The 16,692-nt window shown below is 32.9% G+C and carries 18 protein-coding genes and 1 tRNA gene; 15 read left to right on the top strand and 4 right to left on the bottom strand.

Features of this window, described 5'->3' with window-relative positions:
- The first annotated feature begins 5 nt into the window (after positions 1-5).
- The 9 genes from SOR77_RS00925 to purH all read left to right on the top strand — a co-directional run bounded on the left by SOR77_RS00925 (position 6) and on the right by purH (position 8,427).
- On the top strand, positions 6-1,187 hold the full coding sequence (locus SOR77_RS00925) for a M20 family metallopeptidase (RefSeq protein ID WP_320635340.1): 1,182 nt from the start codon (positions 6-8) through the stop codon (positions 1,185-1,187).
- Between the two features lie 61 nt (positions 1,188-1,248).
- Positions 1,249-1,677 carry a ribonuclease domain-containing protein gene (locus SOR77_RS00920; RefSeq protein WP_320635339.1) on the top strand — a complete coding sequence of 143 codons (429 nt, stop codon included), beginning with the start codon at positions 1,249-1,251 and terminating at the stop codon, positions 1,675-1,677.
- A 12-nt stretch (positions 1,678-1,689) separates the two neighbouring features.
- On the top strand, positions 1,690-1,953 hold the full coding sequence (locus tag SOR77_RS00915) for a barstar family protein (protein ID WP_320635338.1): 264 nt from the start codon (positions 1,690-1,692) through the stop codon (positions 1,951-1,953).
- Positions 1,954-2,132: 179 nt separating this feature from the next.
- Entirely contained in the window at positions 2,133-3,584 is a 1,452-nt protein-coding gene (gene guaB / locus SOR77_RS00910) for an IMP dehydrogenase (RefSeq protein WP_320635337.1), read from the top strand.
- Positions 3,585-3,740: 156 nt separating this feature from the next.
- Positions 3,741-4,190 (top strand): 5-(carboxyamino)imidazole ribonucleotide mutase, encoded by a 450-nt coding sequence (gene purE / locus SOR77_RS00905; RefSeq protein ID WP_320635336.1) that lies wholly within the window; start codon positions 3,741-3,743, stop codon positions 4,188-4,190.
- On the top strand, positions 4,190-5,197 hold the full coding sequence (gene purM, locus SOR77_RS00900; protein WP_320635335.1) for a phosphoribosylformylglycinamidine cyclo-ligase: 1,008 nt from the start codon (positions 4,190-4,192) through the stop codon (positions 5,195-5,197). The genes purE and purM overlap by 1 nt, the downstream gene beginning before the upstream one ends.
- The gene (gene purN / locus SOR77_RS00895; protein ID WP_320635334.1) at positions 5,181-5,735 is read left to right on the top strand and encodes a phosphoribosylglycinamide formyltransferase; all 555 of its coding nucleotides are present in this window, start codon (positions 5,181-5,183) and stop codon (positions 5,733-5,735) included. Before purM ends, purN begins: the two co-directional genes overlap by 17 nt.
- A complete protein-coding gene (purD, locus tag SOR77_RS00890) occupies positions 5,732-6,961 on the top strand; it encodes a phosphoribosylamine--glycine ligase (RefSeq protein ID WP_320635333.1) in 1,230 nt (409 codons plus the stop codon). The genes purN and purD overlap by 4 nt, the downstream gene beginning before the upstream one ends.
- Complete coding sequence (purH, locus tag SOR77_RS00885; protein ID WP_320635332.1) at positions 6,958-8,427, top strand: bifunctional phosphoribosylaminoimidazolecarboxamide formyltransferase/IMP cyclohydrolase; 1,470 nt, start codon at positions 6,958-6,960, stop codon at positions 8,425-8,427. The genes purD and purH overlap by 4 nt, the downstream gene beginning before the upstream one ends.
- A gap of 70 nt (positions 8,428-8,497) precedes the next feature.
- Here purH and SOR77_RS00880 read toward each other — a convergent pair whose 3' ends face one another.
- The 3 genes from SOR77_RS00880 to SOR77_RS00870 are packed head-to-tail and all read right to left on the bottom strand — an operon-like array spanning position 8,498 to position 10,448.
- On the bottom strand, positions 8,498-9,208 hold the full coding sequence (locus tag SOR77_RS00880) for a hypothetical protein (protein WP_320635331.1): 711 nt from the start codon (positions 9,206-9,208) through the stop codon (positions 8,498-8,500).
- A 1-nt stretch (position 9,209) separates the two neighbouring features.
- Positions 9,210-10,079, bottom strand: coding sequence for an ABC transporter ATP-binding protein (locus SOR77_RS00875; RefSeq protein ID WP_320635330.1), 870 nt, complete (start codon positions 10,077-10,079; stop codon positions 9,210-9,212).
- A complete protein-coding gene (locus SOR77_RS00870; protein WP_320635329.1) occupies positions 10,080-10,448 on the bottom strand; it encodes a GntR family transcriptional regulator in 369 nt (122 codons plus the stop codon). It lies immediately after the preceding gene.
- Between the two features lie 271 nt (positions 10,449-10,719).
- Between SOR77_RS00870 and SOR77_RS00865 the strand changes: the two genes are divergently transcribed.
- The 5 genes from SOR77_RS00865 to SOR77_RS00845 all read left to right on the top strand — a co-directional run bounded on the left by SOR77_RS00865 (position 10,720) and on the right by SOR77_RS00845 (position 15,121).
- Positions 10,720-12,030: a cytosine permease gene (locus SOR77_RS00865; protein ID WP_320635328.1), complete on the top strand. Its 1,311-nt coding sequence runs from the start codon at positions 10,720-10,722 to the stop codon at positions 12,028-12,030.
- The gene (locus SOR77_RS00860) at positions 12,027-12,209 is read left to right on the top strand and encodes a hypothetical protein (protein WP_320635327.1); all 183 of its coding nucleotides are present in this window, start codon (positions 12,027-12,029) and stop codon (positions 12,207-12,209) included. Before SOR77_RS00865 ends, SOR77_RS00860 begins: the two co-directional genes overlap by 4 nt.
- Positions 12,209-12,931 (top strand): GntR family transcriptional regulator, encoded by a 723-nt coding sequence (locus SOR77_RS00855; RefSeq protein WP_320635326.1) that lies wholly within the window; start codon positions 12,209-12,211, stop codon positions 12,929-12,931. The genes SOR77_RS00860 and SOR77_RS00855 overlap by 1 nt, the downstream gene beginning before the upstream one ends.
- A gap of 20 nt (positions 12,932-12,951) precedes the next feature.
- The gene (locus SOR77_RS00850) at positions 12,952-13,500 is read left to right on the top strand and encodes a nucleoside deaminase (protein WP_320635325.1); all 549 of its coding nucleotides are present in this window, start codon (positions 12,952-12,954) and stop codon (positions 13,498-13,500) included.
- Positions 13,501-13,867: 367 nt separating this feature from the next.
- Positions 13,868-15,121 (top strand): dihydroorotase, encoded by a 1,254-nt coding sequence (locus SOR77_RS00845; RefSeq protein ID WP_320635324.1) that lies wholly within the window; start codon positions 13,868-13,870, stop codon positions 15,119-15,121.
- 122 nt (positions 15,122-15,243) lie between these two features.
- Here the strand turns inward: SOR77_RS00845 and SOR77_RS00840 are convergent.
- Positions 15,244-15,320 (bottom strand) — tRNA-Arg (locus tag SOR77_RS00840).
- Between the two features lie 127 nt (positions 15,321-15,447).
- On the opposite strand from SOR77_RS00840, the gene rpoN reads away from it, so the two are divergent.
- On the top strand, positions 15,448-16,692 hold a 1,245-nt coding region (rpoN, locus tag SOR77_RS00835; RefSeq protein ID WP_320635323.1), incomplete at its 3' end, for an RNA polymerase factor sigma-54.

Genomic DNA, 16,692 nt, shown 5'->3' with positions numbered 1-16,692 from the left:
ATAATATGAATTTTGAATTGATAAAATATGAAATTGAAGAGCGATTGTCTGAATTTACTTCAATCAGACGAGAAATTCATATGAATACTGAAACTGGAATGGAGGAGTTTAAAACCGCTGAACTAATTATTAAAACCCTTAAAAGTTTTGGAGTTTCTGAAATAGAAAAAGTAGGAGAGACTGGTGTTGTTGCGATTATAAGAGGTAATGGCAAAAAATGTATCGCAATAAGAGCGGACATAGATGCATTACATATCAAGGAACAGACAAATCTTGAATATGCCTCTAAAATAAACGGTGTTATGCACGCATGTGGACATGATATTCACACAATATCTCTACTTGGGAGTGCATACATATTAAATAAACATAGAGATGAGTTAAACGGTATTGTGAAATTGATATTTCAGCCAGCTGAAGAAAAGGGGATTGGAGCAAAGTATATGATTGAGAATGGCGCTTTGGAAAATCCGAAACCGGATGCGATATTCGGTCTTCACGCTTGGCCTGATGTAGAAGCCGGAAAGGTGTTTCACAGACATGGGAAGATGGGAGCAGCTTCAGATAGATTTGAAATAAAGATAATTGGGAAAGGTGGCCATGCAGCACATCCGGAAAAGACAGTGGACCCAATAGTCATTGCAGGAAGTTTAATAGTTATGATGCAAAACATTGTATCGCGGGAATTATCTCCATTGGATTCAGCTGTTGTGAGCTTTGCAGCTATAAATGGTGGAAATGCATCAAATAGGATACCGTCAGAAGTTGAACTCAAAGGGTCCATAAGAACTCTTTCAGAAGAGACAAGGGAGTATGTTCATAGGAGAATTGAAGAAGTTGTAGAAAATGTCTCCAAGACAATGAGAGGAAGTTCTGAAGTGAAAATACACAAAGGAGTTCCGGTTTCGTACAACGACAGAAGTGTTTCTGTAATTATTGAGAGAGCTTGCAGAGAAGTTTTAGGAGATGAAAATTATATAGAAAATCCTGAACCTTCTATGGGTTCGGAAGATTTTGCATATTATTCTGATTACGTTCCATCAGCGATGTTTAGGCTCGGAGTTGGCTTTAAAGATAGAGAGAATGCGCCGTTGCATTCAGAGAAGTTTATAGCTAATGAAGAAGCTATACCTATTGGGATTTTGAGTATGGTGGCAGTGGCTGAGAAATTGTTAAATGAATTATAGATAGGGGTTTTTATTGAAAAAGTTTTTAAAAAACATAACACTGTATTTTTTACTGTTCCTTATGTTATTTACTGTAGGTTGTCGGAATACAGAAAATGTAGAAAATAATGAAAATAAAACTAATGCAACAAGCAGTGCAACCAAAGATAATAAGGAAAAAGCTCTTTTAGAAGATGAAAGTTATTACAGTAAAGATGATGTAGTTGAGTATTTACATCAATATGGGAAATTGCCAAAAAACTATATAACCAAAAAAGAAGCTAAAGAAATCAACTGGTCAGTTAAGGATAGAAGAGGTTTGGTAATAGGTGGGGATAGATTTGGGAATAGAGAAGAAAGACTTCCAAAAGTAAAAGGGAAAAAATATTATGAAGCGGACATTTCAGAAGGTTATTCCCACAATAGAGGGGCGATGAGAATTATATATTCTGATGATGGATTTATATACTACACTGACGACCACTATGAAACTTTTGAGAGACTTTATTGAGCAGGAGATTGTATGAAGAGATATATAATAGATGGCAATGAATTTGTAACACGAAAATCAGGATACAATCACTTAACTAAAGTATTCGGATTTTCTGAATCGTTTGGTAACAATTTAGATGCTCTGTGGGACGAACTTACAGAGTTAGAAGATGTTGAAATTGTGATAGAAAATGCAAGAGAGATTCCAAGGTTACTGGAAGACTACGGATTAAAAATTTTGGATGTATTCGGTGATTTATATGATGAAGGAATAGAATTAAAAATTTATTGGTAAGGCACTAGGAAGTGTCTTATTTTATTGGGGAAATATAAAATTAATAAAAATTTATTGTAAAAATAATAAAAGATAAAATTTTTAGTTCAAAAAGGCAATGAATTGATAATTTAATCTAAACATCTTGACAATGGTTGAAGGTTATTGTAAATTTGAGTTGAAGAAGAAAGGGGTGTAGTATGTTTAAATTAAAAGAAGGTTTGACATTTGATGATGTACTTTTAATTCCGGGGGAGTCTAATGTACTTCCTAATGAAGTTGACTTGAGTACAAGACTTACAAAAAATATAAAATTGAATATTCCTCTTATGAGTGCGGGAATGGATACGGTAACTGAAAGTAGAATGGCTATAGCTATAGCACGTGAAGGCGGTATAGGCATAATACACAAGAATATGTCTATTGAAGAACAGGCACTTGAAGTGGATCGAGTTAAGAGATCTGAGCATGGAATTATTTCAGATCCTTTTTATTTATCAAGAGATCATAAAATTTCAGATGCTCTTACAATTATGTCAAGATATAAGATTTCAGGGGTTCCAATAGTTGATAAGGATATGAAACTTGTTGGGATTTTGACGAACCGTGATGTTAGATTTGAAATGAACGAGGACAGGATTATAGATGAGGTAATGACAAAAGAAAATTTAGTTACCGGAAGGCCTCACATATCCATGGAAGAAGCCCTTTTCAGAATGAAAGAAAAGAAGATTGAAAAGCTTCCAATAATAAAAGATGATGGAACTTTGGACGGGCTTATAACTATAAAGGACATAGAAAAATTAAAACAATATCCAAATTCTGCAAGAGATGCAAAGGGAAGACTACTAGCAGGAGCGGCTGTTGGAATAACTGTGGATATGATGGACAGAATAAAAGAGCTTGTCGATGCTAAAGTAGATATTATAACCGTGGATACAGCTCATGGACATTCGTTAAATGTATTAAAGGCAATTTCAAGTATAAAGGAGAAATATCCGGACATTGAATTGATAGTTGGAAATGTGGCAACCGGAGAAGGTACAGAAGCGCTTATAAAAGCCGGTGCAGATTGTGTCAAAGTAGGTATAGGACCCGGTTCGATTTGTACCACAAGAGTTGTAACCGGAGTTGGCGTACCACAAATTACTGCCATAATGGATGCAGTTGAAGTTGCAGATAAATATGGGGTTCCTATTATTGCCGATGGGGGTATAAAATATTCAGGAGATATAACAAAGGCATTGGCTTGTGGAGCGAGTGTAGTAATGGCGGGTTCATTATTTGCAGGATGTGATGAAAGTCCGGGGGAAGAAGTTATCTTTGAAGGTAGAAGATATAAAGAGTACAGAGGCATGGGATCTCTTGCAGCTATGAAATCCGGTTCAAGTGACAGATATTTTCAAAACAATACCAAGAAGTTAGTACCTGAAGGGGTTGAAGGTAGAGTTCCATTTAAAGGTGGAGTTTCAGATGTGATATATCAACTTTTAGGTGGACTGAGATCAGGTATGGGCTATATAGGAAGTGCCAATATTAAAGAAATTCATGAAAAGGCACAGTTTGTGAAAATAACTTCAGCAAGTTTAGTTGAAAACCACCCTCACGACATAACAATCACAAAAGAATCACCAAATTATACAAAAATGTAAACTGGAAGCATATCTAGGGAGCCGAGCCATAGGCTAAGGACCTAGCGATATGGATATCGTAAGATATTACACCTAAGGGATAAAAGCCCAGGAGGGGAGGTTCAACCTTCTCTTCTTGGGCTTTATTTTTTTAGGATTAGAGAAAAGAGGTATATAATGAAAGTATCAGTTATAATGGGAAGCTCATCAGACCAAAAGATTGCAGATAAAGTTGTTGAAAAATTAAATTATTTTGGCATAGAGCATGAAGTTAGAGTGATTTCAGCTCACAGAGCACACAATGCATTGGTAGATTACGTAAGAAATTCAGAAGCTAGTGTATTTATAGCAATTGCGGGAAAAGCTGCGCACTTAGCAGGAGTTATAGCAGGTCTTTCTATAAAACCTGTAATAGGTATTCCGGTTAAGAGTTCCACAATGGACGGTTTAGATTCTTTGCTTTCAACTGTTCAAATGCCTAAGGGAGTGCCGGTTGCAACAGTCGCAATAGATGGTGGAGAAAATGCGGCAATTTTAGCGGTTCAAATGCTTGCTATTTGTGATGATAATTTAAAAGAAAAGCTTGAAGAGTTCAAAGCTGAACAAGAGAAGGAGTCTGTAAAATAATGAAGTATAGTGATGCAGGTGTGGATGTAGAGAGAGGATATGAAGAAGTTTCTCTAATCAAAAAAATGTGTGAAAAAACTTACAGCAAGGATGTATTATCAGGTGTTGGAGGATTTGGAGCAATGTTTAACTTAGACATTACAAAGTATAAAAATCCCGTCTTAGTAAGCGGCTCTGATGGAGTTGGAACAAAACTTTTAATTGCACAAAAGGCAAATGTACACAATTCTTGCGGGATAGACCTTGTTGCAATGTGTGTAAACGACATTATATGCCAAGGTGCAAAGCCATTGTTTTTCTTAGACTATATTGCAACCGGTAGACTTGAACCTGTTAAAATGTCAAATATAGTTGAGGGGATTGCCAAGGGCTGTAAAATCTCTGATTGCTCTCTAATTGGCGGAGAGACTGCGGAAATGCCGGATATGTACGGAGAAGAAGACTATGATTTAGCAGGCTTTGTAGTTGGAGTTGTAGATAGAGAAAAAATAATCGATGGAAAAAATATAAAAGATGGAGATTTAGCAATTGCTCTTGAATCTTCGGGCGTGCATTCAAACGGGTTTTCATTGGTTAGAAAAATAGTGTTTGAAAAGGCGGGATTAAACATTGAAGATGAATTATATGAAGGGAAGTCTGTAAAAGAAGCGCTACTGAAACCAACGAGAATATATGTAAGAGATGTTTTGGATTTAATTAAAAAAGTTGAGATAAAAGCTATTGCCAACATAACCGGTGGAGGACTTTATGAAAACATACCACGAGCTTTAAATGGGCATGGTGCAAAAATTGACTTAACAGAGTATAAAATGCCGGCTGTATTTGAAAAGTTACAAGAGCTAGGAGATGTGACGACAGAAGATATGCTAAGTGCTTTTAACTGTGGAATAGGTATGGTTTTGGTGATTGATAGAGAAGATGAACAAAAGGTAATAGAACATTTTAAAGATTACAGAGCTTTTAAAATAGGTGAGATAAGAGGTACTGAACTTGAAATCAAATTCTAAACTTGCAGTTTTTATATCTGGAAGAGGGTCTAATTATTTAGCGGTAAAGAATGCTATTGAAAGTGGAAAAATAGATGCTGAAATATCGATAGTAATTTCAAATTGTATGGCGGAAGGTCTACAATTTGCAGATAAAAAATTAGTTTCAAATAATTTTGATGAAATTTTGAGTGTATTAAAATCTGAAGAGATAGATTATATACTTCTTCTAGGGTATTTAAAGATACTTCCTAAGAAAATTATAGAGGCGTATCCGAATAGAATTATAAATATTCATCCGTCCTTAATTCCTTCGTTTTGTGGTAAGGGAATGCACGGGAAAAGAGTTCATCAAGCAGTTTTGGATAGAGGGTGCAAAGTTACCGGAGTCACCACTCATTTTGTAAATGAAGAAGCTGATGCAGGACCTATAATTTTACAAGAGTGCGTAAAGGTAGAAGAAGATGATACAGCTCAAAGTTTGGCTGAGAGAGTTTTGAAAGTTGAACACAGATTGATTGTAGAAACAGTCCAAAAAGTTTTGGAGGAAACTAAATGAAGGTACTTGTAGTTGGAAATGGCGGAAGAGAATACAGCATATTAAAGAAGTTATCAGAAGAAAGTGTTGAACTTTTTGCAGCTAAGGGAAACGGGGGAACAAGAGCGTTTGCTAAAAATATAGACATAGCTCCGGAAAATATAGATGCTTTGGTTGAATTTGCAAAAGAAAATGATATAGATTTAACTATTGTGGGTCCGGAAAATCCATTGTGTCTTGGAATAGCAGACAGGTTTGAGGAAGAAGGATTAAAAATTTTTGGGGTTAAGAAAAATGCAGCGAAATTTGAAGCAAGCAAAGATTTCACAAAAGAATTTTTAGTAAGACATAATATTCCAACTGCAAGATATGCAACTTTTTTTGAATATGAAAAGGCAGTTGAGTACTTAAGCGAAATAAATTATCCGATAGTGATAAAAGCTGACGGACTTTGCCTTGGAAAGGGAGTTACAATAGCTCAAAATGTGGAAGAGGCAGAAGCTGCATTAAGAGATGTGTTCGTGGAAGAGAAGATGAACTCGGATCGAGTTGTAATAGAAGAGTTTTTGGATGGGAACGAAGTATCAGCAATCTGCATGGTATCTCATAACAAGATTTATCCTTTTGAATATGCTAGAGACTATAAAAAAATAGGAGATGGAAACAGAGGGCCAAACACCGGGGGAGTTGGAAATATAATTCCCGTGGAGGATATGTCTGAAGATCTCAAATGTCAAATACAGAAAATATTAGATGAGATTTCTTTAGGATTGGAAAAAGATAATTTTAATTACACCGGAATACTTTTTGTAGGATTTATGGTGGTTGATAAACCTTATGTATTGGAATTCAATGTGCGATTTGGAGACCCTGAAACAGAAGTCATAATGGAAAAGCTTGATTCAAGTTTAATTCAATTGGTAGAAAAGGCTATTGAAGGTACACTAACTCAAGACGATTTTAAATATAATGATGACTACTATACTGGAGTAATGATGGTTTCAGGGGGATATCCCGGAAATTATGAAAAGGGTTATGAAATAAACGGAATAGAAGATGTAATTAACTCAACGGTAGTGCACGCCGGAACATCTTTTGAAAATGGAAAGTTCTATACATCAGGTGGTCGCGTTTTGATGGTAATTGGAAGAGGAAAGAATAGAGCAGAAGCGACAAAGATGGCGTATGAAGATGTTGAGAAAATAAAATTTAAAGATGCTTATTATAGAAGGGACGTGGGAATTTGAGAGCTTTGATATCAGTTTTTGACAAGACTGGAATAAAAGAATTTGCACGAGAACTTGAAAAGAGAAATTGGGAGATAATATCCACCGGTGGAACTTATAAATTGCTAAAAGATAGCGGGATAAAAGTTATGTCCGTTGAAGAAGTAACGGGGCAAAGAGAAATTTTGGATGGCAGAGTTAAGACACTTCACCCGAAGATACACGGAGCAATATTAAATATAAGAGAGAACACAGAACACCAATCTACTATATTAGAAGAGGGAATTATATCAATTGATATGGTAGTGAACACTCTATATCCGTTTGAAGATACAATAACAAAGACAGACGACTTAGATGAAATTATCGAGATGATAGACATAGGCGGGCCGTCTATGATAAGAGCAGCTGCAAAAAATTATAAAGATGTACTAATTGTTACGGACCCTTGCGATTACAAAGATGTGCTAGATAATTTAGATTCTCATTCGGAAGATTACAGAAAGAAAATGGCAATTAAAGCTTTTGAAACTACAGCTAGATATGACAAAGCTATTTCAGTTTATCTAAGTGGCGAAAACTTTAGTTTAAATTGCAAGCTGAAAGAAAATTTGAGATACGGAGAAAATCCTCATCAAAAGGCGGCATATTATGTAGATGAAGAAGTTGCAGAAGTTAAAATACTTCATGGAAAGCAACTTTCATATAATAATTTGAACGATATTTATGCAGCTGTAAAAGTTGTAAAAGATTTTAACGAGCCGACAGCTGTTGCGATAAAGCACACCAATCCTTGCGGTATAGGAACAGGTGAAAATTTAAAAGAAGCATATTTAAAAGCGTATGAATGTGATACGGAATCAATATTTGGCGGAATAGTCGCACTGAATAGAGAAGTTGATTTAGACGTTGCAGAGGAACTTTCAAAGATATTTTTGGAAGTTATAATCGCTCCGAAGTTTTCCAAAGAAGCTTTTGAAATACTTAGCGTAAAGAAAAATATAAGATTGGTTGAAGTTTCAAACTTGATGGATTTTGAGATTGGAAGACAGTTTAAACAAACTTTGAACGGAGTAATAGTACAAGATTTAGACGAAGTAGAATTTGAAAAGTTTGAAGTTGTGAGCAGGAGAAAGCCAACAGAAAAAGAACTTAAAGATTTAGAATTTGCATTTAAAGCTGTTAAACATGTTGCTTCAAATGGAGTGGTTTTGGCAAAAGACGGTTCAACTTATGCGATAGGACAAGGGCAGACTAAGAGAGCTTGGGCAGCTGAGGAAGTTATTAAGAGAACGAGAAGTTTGGATGGAGTAGTTTTGGCATCAGACGGCTTCTTTTTTGCCGATACAGTGGAACTTTTAAAAGACCATGGAATAAAAGCTGCCATCTCTCCTGGAGGTTCTATAAGAGATAGAGAAGTTATAGAAGCTGCGAATGAAGCAGATATAACGCTCATATTTACGAGAACAAGACATTTTAGGCACTAATGCTCCACGTGGAGCATTAAAAACTCTCTTTACTATTTGTTTAGCAAAGAGAGTTTTTTTAGAGATATTTTTAATTGGAATCATCATTGTATTTATAGATTACAAGAGAAACAAGGATGAATGATACTATATAGAACACAATTCCACGAGATAATTGAAGCTCCCAGAATATGAAATCTATAAACTTTGTGTAAGCATCTACATAATTATAAAAGATGTTATGAGCTACAAAAAAGCCTATAGTTTTCCATCTGAATAGGAATACAAGTATTGCTAATATGTTGAATACTCCCACCATAAAAAACAGAAATGAAAAGATCTTAGGCATTATTTCGTAAAAGGGAAACTTATTGCCAAGTACTTCAATACTATCAATGGTTTGCTGAAATGCAAAGCTCATTATTTGAGTATATATAATTGCAAGAAGAGCAAATATTATTATTGAAATTGTAAAAAATATTATATTTGAAATTATAAAATTTTTACGAGTTGTGCCAAGACGTAAGCTGAATTTAAGATCTACAAAAAAAGCATTGAAGCATTTTGTGACCAAAACAGCTGATGAAGCAAATGCTATTGCAGTAATGTATACAGCTAAGATCGCAAACGGGGTAGATACATTATAATCAGGGTCGCTTGATATGAAAGTGGGATCTGAGTTAGCTGCAAACCCAAAAATTAGCATAAATGTAACAATCGCAACAGCTGCAATATTTGTTGTTATTAAACTCTTTAAAAAAGTTATAGACTGAAATTTAAATATATTTTTTATAGTATTCATTTTAAGCCTCCTTATTTGTCAAATGGATAAATAATTTTTGCAGAGATAGATTGGTAATTTCAGCACCTGCATTTTTTAGACGCGCTCTTTCATCAAAATTCAATTCATCATATATCGAAACAATTGAAACTGCTCCAATACTATCTTCTGAAAGTATATTTTTATTGTTTAAAATTCTCAAAATTTCACCCGTAGTACCTTTTATTGAGAGAGCTTTTGACTGTATGTTTGAAATTTCTTCTTTTAATAAAATTTTACTATCTTCTAAAATTATTACATCTTCAAAAATATTTTCTGCTTCATCAATGATATGTGTTGAGATGATAGAAGTTCTTTCACTAGTTTCAGAAAGTTTCATAATTTGTTGGTAAAATTTATATCTGTTGTTTGCATCTAAACCCACAGAAGGTTCATCATATAGTGTGTATTTAGCTCCTGAGGCCAAACCGATTATTAAACTCAAAAGATTTCTATTACCTTTTGAAAGTTTTTTAATAGATGATTTTGAATTTAATTTAAATTCTTGCAAAAGTTCATCTTTATAATCTTCATCCCAATTCGGAAGCATATTTGAAGCAAATTTTAAAATTGTATTTACTTTTTCACCTTTCATTGAGTCAGGCACCATAAATTCACTTACAAATAGAATGTTGTCAGTAGAATTTTGATTTTCTTTTACAATTTCTCCATCCAATTTGACTTCGCCGGTGTATGAAACGATTTGGTTTGAAAGTATTTTTAATAAAGTTGTTTTACCAACACCATTTCTTCCAAGAAGACCATATATTTTACCGGGTTCTATTTCAAAATTTAAATTGTTTAAAACTATGTTAGAGCCATATTCTTTATTTAGATTAGATACAGTTATCATTTATTTCCCCTCTTTCTGTCTTTTTTCTATTTCTAAGGCAAGTTGTGTCGGCGTGATATTTATTCTTTTAAGTTCTTTTATTATTTGAGGAATGTGTGTGTTAAAAAATTCTTCTTGTCTTTTAGTTAATATTATTTCCTTAGCGTTTTTGCTCACATACATTCCCAGGCCTCTCTTTTTATATATTATTCCTTCATCAACTAAAAGATTGAGGCCCTTTCGTGCAGTTGCCGGATTTATTTCGTATATTTTTTGAAATTCGTTTGTAGAAGGTGTTTGCTCTTCAGGAAGCAAAAGACCATCTAAAATTTGATTCTCTATGAATTCAGCAACTTGTTGAAAAATGGGTTTATCTTGTGTAAATTTCATATGATCCCTCCGAGTGAATTGGTTAATTGCTTAACTAACTAAGTGAATAATATCATTTCATTTTTAATATGTCAACAAAAGTTTTAAAATTATTATTTAATTGAGAATTTAAAATAAAAAGACAATCATAAAAAGATACTAAAATAATTTTGGACAGATAAAAAGCTTGAAAAATTTTTAAACTTTTAAATTGTAAAAAATATATAACGATGATATACTCAAACTAAATTGGTAATACCAATTTTGAAATATTTATGAAAGGAGTTTTAAGATGAGAGATTTAAATCAGGTTAAAAGTTCTGCTACTGATATGGATTTTGAAAGTTCTGCGGTTCCAAAAAAAGAAAGAAAAAGTTTTTTGAGCATAACTATTGTGTGGCTAGGATTTGTATTTGTTATAACAAGTATGATGACAGGAGGAGGCTTAGCTGCCGGTCTTTCTTTTAAAGAAATTTTAATCTCTATTACAATTGGAAACATATTTTTAAGTATTATAGCTATTGCTGTAGCTAATATGTCAAGTAGAACAGGTTTAAGTTTTGCTTTGATAACACGTTATACTTTTGGAAATAAGGGATCCAAAATAGCAACACTTTTTGTTCCTATAGTTAACATAGGATGGTACACAATTCAGGCTGCAACTTATGGGAATTTTATAGCAAGTGTTTTAAACATAGAAGGAATCGGAGAATTTTTAATTTTATTTTTAAGTGCGATAATTATGGGAATTTTCGCTTTTTCAGGAATTAGAGCAATTACAATATTAGGATATGTAGCTATTCCTGCTATTATTTTTTTATCAATAGGAACTGCTATTAAAGCAGGAGGCTTAGCAGGTTGGGAATACGTAGTCAATTGGACTCCAAATGAAAATATATCTTTGGTAAATGGAGTAACTATAGTAATAGGAACATGGATATTATCTACAGCTACGTGTATAGCGGATACGATGAGGTTTGCAAGGAATAGCAAGCAAGCCATGATTAGTGCTGCAGTTGGATTATTAGGAGGAAATAGTCTTTTAATTTTGTGTGGAGCAATTGCGGGAATATCAATGAATGAAAGCGATTTAACGTCAGTACTTCTTAAGTTGGGCTTAGTTATTCCAAGTTTAATTTTAATGACTACAAACATTTTTACAACAAATGCGGCAAACTTATATTCATCATCATTAAACTTAGCTAATAGTTTTAGGGCGGATAGAAGAAAAATAATAGCTATAGTTTTATTAGTTTCAGGATTATTATGTTTGACAAAGCCATATAATATAGCTATGCTATTTAAATTTTTAAATGTGTTAGGAGTTGTGGTACCACCTTTAGCCGGAATTATACTCGCTAATTATTACTTTATAAACAGAGGTAAATATCCTGAATTAGATAGTGATGAAATAAGAGATTGGGAGTGGATACCTTGGGTTAGCTGGGGGGTATCTTTGATAATAGTAAAGTTATTTCAGAGTATATTTAGTGGTGGAAGTGCAATGAACGGTATTTTCGGGTTACCGGCACTAAATGGAATTTTATCCGGGTTGATTATTTATACTTTGATGGTTAAACTGGCAAAAAGGAGTAGAAAATGAAAGATAATGATATTGTAAAAAAGTATAGAATTTTAGCCATTATAGGAATTGTACTTATGGGAATCGCATCTTTTATGAGTTGTTTAGCTACTTCAAAAATGTATATTAATATTGGCACTATATTGTTATGTATAAGTATTGTTTTGTCAATTATAGGTTTTTCGAGGTGGCAACCATAATGGAAGAAAAAATGATCTTAAGAGATAAAGTAAGGAGACTGATTTTAGAAGAGATAAATCTATTAAAAGAAGAAGGAAAAAATAAATTACCTACTGAGCAAGAATTATCAAGTAAGTTTGGAGTAAGCAGAGTTACTTTAAGAAGCGCTCTTGCTGATATTGAAAGAGAAGGCAAGATTACAAGAAGACAAGGTAGTGGAACTTACATAAGTCCAAGTTTTGACAATATGAAGTTAGATTTATTTAGGATGAAAACATATGGACAACTGATACAAGAGGCAGGGCACTATTTAAAAGTAGAAAGTTTTATTACTAAAATAGTTGATACACCTGAATTTGTTAGAGAATCAAAGCTTTATGATAGAGAAAAAATGGTTATGACTGTTAGAATCTTTTATGCTGATAGTCAGATAGCAGTTGTCTGTATAGATTTTTTATCCAATGAATATGAGAAAAATATAGACGAACTAAAAGAATACTCAGATTCAATTTTTGAGTATTTGAAAAAAAATCACAATATTAAATTGACAGTTGGAAGTATAAAGTTTCACGGAGCAAATGATAATGATTTAAACTTATATACAGATATAAAGCATAAGTTACCTAAAAAATATCTTATAATTGAAGGAATTGAGTATAGTATAGACAATGAACCCGTATTGTTTACTAAAGAGTATATAAATACTGATATAATTCAAATTACAGCTGTTAGGTATAGGTGAAATAGAGAAAAGGAATTTTAATGAAGAAGAGATTTAACGTAGAATACGAACAAAAAGAAAATTATAAATTGACTGACTTAAAAGAGTTCGAAGTAAGATTATTGTATAGGGTTTTAGAAATATGTAAAGAATCCAAAGAAAAGGGAAATCATCCTTTTGGTTGTTTATTGGCGGACAAAGAAGGAAATATACTTATGGAACAAGGGAATGAAGAAGTTAGTTTAGGAGGGGATTGTACTGCTCATGCAGAAGCATTATTAATGAGAAAAGCATCTCAAATTTATTCTAAAGAAGAAATGAGGGATTTTACTTTGTATAATTGTGCTGATTCATGTGCTATGTGTACAGGGGCAATGTATTGGTCTAATTTGGGAAGGCATGTCTATATCGCAAGAGAATCAGAATTAAAAAAATATACCGGTGAGGATATTAGAAATCCAACTTTAGATTTGCCAAGCAGAGTTGTCTTAGCTTGTGGACAAAAAGAATTTGAAACATTAGGACCTTTTTTGGAATTGGAAGATAAATTTTTTGAGTTGCATAAGGAGTACTGGAATAATACGAAATAAAAAATAAATTAAAATGGAAGATTAAATTTTGTATTTATAATAATACTATCGAATAGATAAAGAGCTGTTGAAAAACAGCTTTAAAAAAACGGCAAAATTATAAGAATGGGCCGTTTTTTTATGGTCAATTTATGATATATTTATTGCGTTGGAGATGAATTTCAATCAATCACATAGAAAATTACTAAAAAATCAATGATGAATATTCAAGAAATGTCGCTTAATAAGATAAATTAAGAACTTTTCGAGGGAATTTTTATAGGATAAACTAAAGAGAGGATACAAACTTTACAAAACTTATTAGCGTATGTAAAAATAAATTTAAGAAAAGCTGAAAGAAAATATTATTGATTTTTAGAGGTGAGAAATGATAATTAAGAATATAAGAATTATTGACCCGAAAAATTGTATAGATGAAGTTACAGATATTTTAATTGAAGACGGACGTATTAAAAAAATAGGAAATATAGATTCTGTGGGAGACATAGATGGGACAAATTTAGTAATGGCTCCGGGATTTATAGATGTGCATGTACATTTTAGAGACCCTGGATTTACACATAAAGAAGATATTCACACAGGGGCAAAATCAGCTGCAGCAGGTGGATATACAACAGTGATTTGCATGGCGAATACAAAACCAATTATGGACAACGTAGAAACATTGACAGACTTTAAGAATAGAGCAAGCAAAGAAGACATAAATGTATTGACAATTTCAGCGCTCACAAAAAATTTTAATGGCAATGAACTTGTTGATATGCATGCTATGGTAGAGACCGGAGTTTTAGGATTTACAGATGATGGAATTCCAAATACAAATAATCCTTTGATATTAGAAGCGATGAGAAAAGCAAAAGAGTTGGATGTGCCAATATCATTTCACGAAGAGGACCCAAATTTAAATATAGAAAATGGAATAAACCATGGAGTTGTATCAGATGAGATGGGACTTTTTGGTGCACCGTCATATTCAGAAGATGTAATGGTTGCAAGAGAAGGGGTATTTGCATTAGAAACAGGATGTAAAGTAAACATACAACACATTTCTTCAGCTGGAGCGGTTGAACTTGTAAGATATTTTAAATCAAGAGGAGCAAATATTTATGCAGAGGCGACTCCACATCATTTTACAAGTACAGAAGAGTTGGTGAGAGAAAAGGGGACTCTTGCTAAAATGAATCCACCTCTTAGAACAGAAGTTGATAGAAAAGCGATAATTGAAGGTTTAAAAGATGGGACAATAGAAATAATTGCAACAGACCATGCCCCTCATACAAAAGATGAAAAAATGGTGGAATTTACAAAAGCGCCAAGTGGAATAATAGGATTAGAGACAGCATTTGGATTGGGATTTACAAACTTAGTTAAAAATGGACATTTGAGTTTGATGGAACTCATTGGAAAAATGACTATAAATCCGGCAGAACTATATAAATTGGAAAGAGGTTCAATAGAAGTTGGAAAAGTTGCAGACTTGGTAATCTTTGATATAGATGAAGAATTTGTGGTAGATAAATTTTATTCAAAATCATCTAACTCACCTTATATAGGAGAAAAATTATTTGGGAAAATAAAATACACTATCTGTAATGGAAAAGTAGTATATAAAGATTTATAATAAATTGTAAATTTAAAGGGAATATAAAATAAATTGAAAAGGCGTTTTAACATGGATCATGTAAAACGTCTTTTTGTGAATATAAAATAAAAAGTGCTGTCAATTCAGCACTAAGATATAATTGGTGCACACAGGGGGATTCGAACCTCCGGCCTACGCTTTAGGAGAGCGTCGCTCTATCCTACTGAGCTATGTGTGCACAATCTGATATCGTGATAATTTTAATTTAAATTGCGTAAAAAGTCAAATAAGGAAATTTAAACAAAAAGTAGGAATATCTTAGAAGTTTGATCACTTTACTATGATATAATCTCATTGGTGAGAATATGTTAAAATTAGATTTAAAATTACAACCAAAACTAAATATTTCAAATGGTCTTATCCAATCTTTGGAAATTCTTTCTATGAATTCTTTTGAACTTGAGACATTTTTAAAAGATGAAAGTGAAGAAAATGTGATGTTGGATTTTAAATCTAGGCTAGAAGATGAAAGATATGTCAAGAGTTTAAAATCTAAAGTAGGAAGTGTAACCCACTCTGAAAATTTTATAGAAGAATTGGCTTTTCAAGAGCTTAATTTGACAGAGTATCTACTCGGGCAACTTAGGGAGTGTGAGATAGATAAAGATATTGTAAAGATAATGTACTATTTGATTTTAAATTTAGATGAGTCGGGATATTTAAAAATTAAATTGGAAGAAGTTGCCAAAGCTCTATCGCAAAGTATAGAACAAGTTAAAAAGGCTCATTCTATGTTGTTAAAATTTGAACCATTGGGGATTGGAGCAAGAAATTTATCTGAATGTCTTATAAGTCAGGTTCCAAAATCTGAAACTAAGTTAAGAGAATTAATAGAATTTCATTTGGAAGATGTTGCAAAAAATAAAATATCGAAAATTGTCGAGAGTTTAGGTGTAATTGAACAAGAGGTTATGTTTTTAATTTCTTCGTTGAAAAAACTAAACCCTAAGCCGGGGCAAGCTTATCAAACTCAAAAAAGAGTAGAATATGTAATTCCGGATGTATTTGTTGAAGTGGATAATAGGGAGGTCTCAATAAAGATGGACTTAGTAAACAATATTCATCTAAATGAAAGCTATTTAAATATGTTGTCAACTGAAATAGATGAAGAAAGTAAGGAATTTTTAAAAAATAAGTTAAATAGAACTATGCTTTTGATGAAGTCTGTAGAGATGAGAAATAAGACTTTGAAAGAAGTTATGGAGTATGTAGTAAATCATCAGCGAGATTTTTTCGTATATGATTTGCCGCTTAAACCATTGAGACAAAGAGAGGTTGCAGATGATTTGGGCATATCTATCTCAACTGTTTCAAGGGCGATAAATGGGAAGTATTTAGAGTATAAAAAGGGTGCTATTGCTTTAAAGAATTTATTTACGGGAGCAACTTTAAGTAATACAGTGTCAAAAGATTATATTAAAAGGAAGATAAGAGAGTTGATAGCAGGTGAAGACAACTCAAAACCTCTTTCAGATAGTAAAATAGTTGCTATTTTAGAAAAAGATGGGATTGAGATAAAGAGAAGGACAGTTCAAAAATATCGTGATGAA

The sequence above is a fragment of the Peptoniphilus sp. genome (genome assembly GCF_034090345.1).
Classification (GTDB): Bacteria; Bacillota; Clostridia; order Tissierellales; family Peptoniphilaceae; genus Peptoniphilus.
The sequence above is the reverse complement of the archived record's forward strand: the minus strand, read 5'-3'. Positions and strand labels throughout refer to the sequence as shown.